Annotated in this window: 4 protein-coding genes; 2 read left to right on the forward strand and 2 right to left on the reverse strand. The window is 64.5% G+C overall.

The genetic code is table 11. The features are described from left to right. Positions 1-10 precede the first annotated feature (10 nt). Positions 11-1,057: a deoxyribose-phosphate aldolase gene (gene deoC, locus EOA24_RS26145; RefSeq protein ID WP_127257819.1), complete on the reverse strand. Its 1,047-nt coding sequence runs from the start codon at positions 1,055-1,057 to the stop codon at positions 11-13. A gap of 136 nt (positions 1,058-1,193) precedes the next feature. Beyond that, the gene (locus EOA24_RS26150) at positions 1,194-2,018 is read right to left on the reverse strand and encodes a ferredoxin--NADP reductase (RefSeq protein WP_126079964.1); all 825 of its coding nucleotides are present in this window, start codon (positions 2,016-2,018) and stop codon (positions 1,194-1,196) included. Positions 2,019-2,238: 220 nt separating this feature from the next. Between EOA24_RS26150 and EOA24_RS26155 the strand changes: the two genes are divergently transcribed. Both EOA24_RS26155 and EOA24_RS26160 read left to right on the forward strand, forming a co-directional pair. Continuing rightward, entirely contained in the window at positions 2,239-4,311 is a 2,073-nt protein-coding gene (locus tag EOA24_RS26155) for a hydantoinase/oxoprolinase family protein (RefSeq protein WP_126079965.1), read from the forward strand. 1 nt (position 4,312) lies between these two features. Then, positions 4,313-5,406: hydantoinase B/oxoprolinase family protein (locus EOA24_RS26160; protein WP_189354231.1), on the forward strand; the 1,094-nt coding region annotated here is incomplete at its 3' end.

The following is a 5,406-nucleotide window of genomic DNA, read 5'->3' on the forward strand; positions in this document are numbered from 1 at the left end:
GGGTGGGAGCCTAGGCCATCGCGTGGCGATGGTTGGCCGAGTAATGGCCCGTCAAATGATGCTCGAGCTGGCGTTCGATGTCGGTGAGCAGGCTCGACGCGCCGAAGCGGAACAGGTCCGGCTCCAGCCACGGCCGGCCGAGCTCTTCCTTCATCAGCACCAGCCAATCGAGCGCGACCTTGGCGGTGGAAATGCCGCCGGCCGGCTTGAAGCCGATGAGATAACCGGTCTCCTCGAAATAGGCGCGGATGGCGCGCACCATGGTGAGGCCGACGGGGAGCGTGGCGTTGACGCTCTCCTTGCCGGTCGAGGTCTTGATGAAATCCGCGCCCGCCATCATCGCGACCATGGAGGCAAGCATGACATTACGCAAAGTGGCGAGATCGCCGGTGCCGAGGATGACTTTCAGATGCGCATCGCCGCAGGCCGTGCGCATGGCGACGATCTCGTTGAACAGCTCGCGCCATTTGGCGCCGTAGACCAGGCCGCGCGGAATGACGACGTCGATCTCGTCGGCGCCGTCCTTCACCGAAGCCTCGATCTCCTGCAGGCGGGTCGACAGCGGCGCAAGGCCGTGCGGGAAGGCGGTGGAGACGGCGGCGACATGGATGCCGGTGCCGCGCACAGCGTCGACCGCGGTGGCGACAAAGGGATGATAGACGCAGACCGCCGCCGGACGGATGGTTTCGCCCGAGATGCCGAGACCCTCGACGATGTCGCGGCGCAGCGGATTGATCGCCTTGGCGCAGAGCCGGCGCACGCGCTCGTCCGTGTCATTGGAATTCAGCGTGGTGAGGTCCATGCAGGCGATGGCCCGCAGCAGCCAGGCGGCCTGGTTGTCGGCCTTGATCGAGCGCCGCTTGGTCAGCGTCGCGACACGGCGCTCCAGCGCCGAACGGTTGACGCTGCGCACCGATTCCAGGAAGCCGAGATCGAGCTTCATGCCGGGATTGCGGGCAATGCCATGTTCCAGCGGCAGCGGCGTGTTGGCGGCGGCACGCGCCGGCAGCGGCATCACCTTGGAAGCTCCCGCACCTGCTTCGCGGATCGTGCTCATCTCCTGCCCTTTCATTCAGCTGCTTACGCCGAAGGATAGCCCGTGAAGCGATGCTTCACGAGTCTTTCAAAGGCTCATAGCGGAAAAAGGCCGTCGAGGCAGTAGATTTTTGACCGTATGGTCAAATTGAGGCGCCTCAGCCGACGAAGGCGCGCTCGACGACGAAGCTGGCCGGATGGCTCAAGGAGCCCTCCTGGAAGTCGAGGCTTTCGGCGAGTTCCTTGACGTCCTTCAGCATGTGCATCGAGCCGCAGATCATGATGCGATCGGTCTCGGGATTGAGCTTGTCGATGCCGAGATCGGAATAGAATTTTCCGGAGCCGATCAGCGCGGTGATGCGGCCCATGCGCGCCGATTCCTCGCGCGTCGTCGAATTGTAGAGCGTGACGCGGCCGGCGGTCAGCTCGCCGATCAGAGGATCGCTTTCGAGCGCCGCCACCAGTTCCTGGCCGTAAGTGAGCTCGGCAATGTCGCGGCAGGTGTGGGTAAGGATCACCTGGTCGAACTTCTCATAGGTGTCGGGATCGCGCAGCAGGCTGGCGAAAGGCGCGATGCCGGTGCCGGTCGAGATCATGAACACCCGCTTGGCGGGCGTCAGCGCGTCGAGCACCAGCGTGCCGGTCGCCTTCTGGCGCATGATGACGGTGTCGCCGACCTGGATCTTCTGCAGCTCGGAGGTAAGCGGGCCGTCCGGGACCTTGATCGAGAAGAATTCCAGCTCGTCGTCCCAGGCGGGGCTGGCGACCGAGTAGGCGCGGAAGATCGGCTTCTCGGCATTGGGCAGGCCGATCATGACGAACTCGCCGGAGCGGAAACGCAGCGACTGCGGGCGGGTGATGCGGAAGGAGAACAGCCGGTCGGTGTAATGCTTCACCGACACCACGGTCTCGGCGTAGACATTGGCCGGGATCGGGAACTGCAGCGGCCTTGCGCCGGCGGTGTTCAACGCGGATGTGTTCATCAAACCCAACTTTCCGGCCCAGACAAACGCACTGGGCGCCAAACTTTCTCCTGCGCGTCCGAACGGTCAGGTTCCGACGTGCCCGCTGCACATTGCCAAGCGGTAAGCTCTTGTGTCCGAAACTTATTAGTATACAAATGATCTCGAGGTCAAGATGGCGACGTAAAATGCCTTTCCAAACCAAGGCATATCCGTAGTCCTGCTATTTCGGGTTTCGGCAATGATTGAGAATTTTTCGGCGTCCGCGGGAAGCGTCGTAGCAGGCATCGACGTCGGCGGAACCTTCACCGACCTGCTTTTGATCGACGGCAAGGCGGGCGGCAAGGTCCATATCGCCAAGACCCCGACGACTGTCGAAAACCAGGCCTTCGGCGTGGTCGCCGCCCTTGGCGCCACCGGCTTTCCGATCGACGGCATCGACCTCATCGTGCATGGCACGACGACCACCACCAACGCCGTGCTGGAACGCCGCCTGGCGCGGACCGGCATGATCACCACGCGCGGCTTTCGCGACGTGATCGAGCTTGGCCGCCGCACCAGGCCGCAGGCCTATGGCATGACCGGCACTTTTGTCCCCGTCATTCCCCGCGACCTTCGGCTCGAAGTGTCGGAGCGGATCGAGGCTTCGGGCGCGGTGCGCATTCAACTCGACGAAGCCGAGATGCGCGATGCGGTGAAGAAGCTGCTCGACGCCGGCTGCGAGTCGCTCGTCATCCACTTCCTGCACTCCTACGCCAACCCGGCGCATGAGCGGCGCGCCGCCGAAATCGCGGCGGAGCTTTGGCCGAACGGCCACATCACCACCGGGCATGCGCTGCTTTCGGAAGCGCGCGAGTTCGAGCGAGGCGTGACGGCCGCCGTCAACGCCTCGGTGCAGCCGATCCTGGAGCGTTATGTCGAGCGGCTGCGCAAGGAGCTTGGCGCGAAGGGCTATGCCCGCGACTTCCTGATCATGAACGGCAATGGCGGCATGATCTCGGCCCGCTTCGTCACGCTGGAATCGGCCAAGACCGTGATGTCCGGCCCGGCTTCCGGCGTCATCGCCGCCGCCTATACGGGCAAGCGCGCCGGCTTCGGCAATCTCGTCACCTACGACATGGGCGGCACCTCGACCGACGTGGCGCTGATCCACAATGCCGAGCCCGCCGTGTCGAACGAGATCGAGATCGAATATGCGATGCCGATCCATGTGCCGATGGTGGCGGTGCACACGGTGGGCGCCGGCGGCGGCTCGACCGCGCGTGTCGACGCGGCCGGGCTGATCCAGATCGGCCCGGAAAGCGCCGGCGCCAATCCCGGCCCGATCTGCTACGGGCGCGGCGGCGTCGAGCCAACCATCACCGACGCCAATCTGGTGCTGGGACGCCTGGCGCCGAAGAAGTTGCTGGCGGTCGACAATCCGGTCACCGTCGAGCGTGTCACCGGCATTTTCGAGGACAAGATCGGCAAGCACACCGGGCTCTCCGGCGTAGAAGCGGCCGGCGCGGTGCTTCGGCTCGGCAACATGAAGATGGCCGGCGCCATACGCATGGTCTCGGTGTCGCGCGGCCATGATCCACGCGATTTCGCGCTGTTCGCCTTTGGCGGCGCCGGCCCGCTGCATGCGACGGCGCTTGCCCGCGAGCTCGGCCTGCCGCGCGTGCTGGTGCCGGCACGGCCGGGGATCACCAATGCGCTCGGCTGCGTCGTCGCGGACCTGCGGCACGACTTCGTCAACACGATCAACCAACCCGTGGCGAGCCTCGACGAAGCTGCGCTTCGCGGGGTATTGGAACGGCACCGTAACGAAGGCGAGGCGCTGATCGCCAAGGAAGCGGTGAAGCCGGACGCGATCCGCGTCACGCATTCCGCCGACATGCAGTTCGTCGGCCAGACGCATATCATCAACGTGCCGCTGCCCTCCTCTTCGGTTTCACGAGAAACGCTGCAGCTTCTGTTCGAGAAGGCCTATTTCGCCCGCTTCAAGGTCGAGCTGCCGGAAATCCGCGCCAATCTCGTCAACCTAAACACCTCGGTTACCGGCGTGCGGCCGCAGATCGACCTGTCGCGGCTGATCGACCCTGCGGGCCGCGCGGCAACGCTGGAGGAGGCGCGGCGCGAGATCCGCCCGGTCTGGTATCATGGCACCTGGCACGACACGCCGGTCTATGCCCGCGAAAAACTGCCGTTTGATGCCGTGATCGAAGGACCGGCGATCCTGGAACAGATGGACGCCACCACGGTGCTCGAACCCGGCGACCAGGCGCGATCGGACGCGGACGGCAACATCATCATCGACATCGGCGAGGCTTGAGATGGCAAAGCTCGACACGATCACGCTTTCGGTGCTGCAGGCGGCGCTGCAGCAGGTCTGCGACGAGATGGATCTGACCTTTTCCCGCGCCGCCTTCTCGCCAGTCATCGCCGAAGCCAATGACCGCTCGGACGGCATCTATTCGGCCGTCGACGGTTCGCTGATCGCGCAAGGCAGCCAGGGCCTGCCGGTGTTCGTCGGCGTGATGCAGTATTCGACCAGGACGGTGATCGAGATGATCGCCGACGGCCGTTGCCTGGCTCCTGAGCCCGGTGACATCTACATCGTCAACGACCCCTATCTCGGCGGCACGCATCTGATGGATGTGCGCTTCGTCATGCCGGTCTATCGCGGCGGAAAAATCTTTTGCTGGCTTTCCAACACTGGACATTGGCCGGATATCGGCGGCTCGGTGCCCGGCGGCTTTTCGGCCTCGGCCACCGCCGTCGAGCAGGAGGGCCTGCGGCTGCCGCCGGTGAAACTGTTCAAGAAGGGCGTGCTCGATCCCGAGATCTACGCCATCATCTGCTCGAACATCCGCGTCGCCGACCAGCGTATCGGCGATATCCGCGCGCAGGCCGCGGCGCTACTGATCGGCCAGGACAGGCTCAATGAAATCCTCGATCGTTACGGTGACGAAACCGCAGTCGAAGCGATCGCGGAACTGCGCCGCCGCGCCGCCGAGCAGATGCGCTCTTCGATCGCCGTCATCCCCGACGGCGTCTACCGCTCGCAGGCCTTCGTCGATTCCGACGGCGTGGTGAACGAGCCGTTGACCATCAATCTGGCCGTCGAGAAACAGGGCGATACACTGACCTTCGACTTTGCCGGCTCTTCAAAACCCTGCGCCGGGCCGATGAACAGCGTGCTGGCGACGACCTTGTCGTCCGTCTACCTCGCCATGCGGCATATTTTTCCGGAGGTGCCGATCAGCGCCGGCGCCTTCGAGCCGCTGAAAGTCAAGCGGCCGGAGGGCACGTTCCTCGACGCCAAATATCCTCGGCCCGTGTCGGGCTGCGCTGCCGAAGTATCACAGCGCATCGCGGAAGCGGTATTCGCGGCGATGGTGCAGGCGCTGCCCAAGAAGGTGACGGC

Source organism: Mesorhizobium sp. M2A.F.Ca.ET.039.01.1.1, from assembly GCF_003998035.1.
Lineage (GTDB): Bacteria > Pseudomonadota > Alphaproteobacteria > Rhizobiales > Rhizobiaceae > Mesorhizobium.

Excerpts from the sequence above, each read along its gene's own strand:
- deoC (WP_127257819.1), bottom strand. The coding sequence starts at position 1,057 with ATGAGCACGATCCGCGAAGCAGGTGCGGGAGCTTCCAAGGTGATGCCG.
- EOA24_RS26150 (WP_126079964.1), bottom strand. The coding sequence starts at position 2,018 with ATGAACACATCCGCGTTGAACACCGCCGGCGCAAGGCCGCTGCAGTTC.
- EOA24_RS26155 (WP_126079965.1), top strand. The coding sequence starts at position 2,239 with ATGATTGAGAATTTTTCGGCGTCCGCGGGAAGCGTCGTAGCAGGCATC.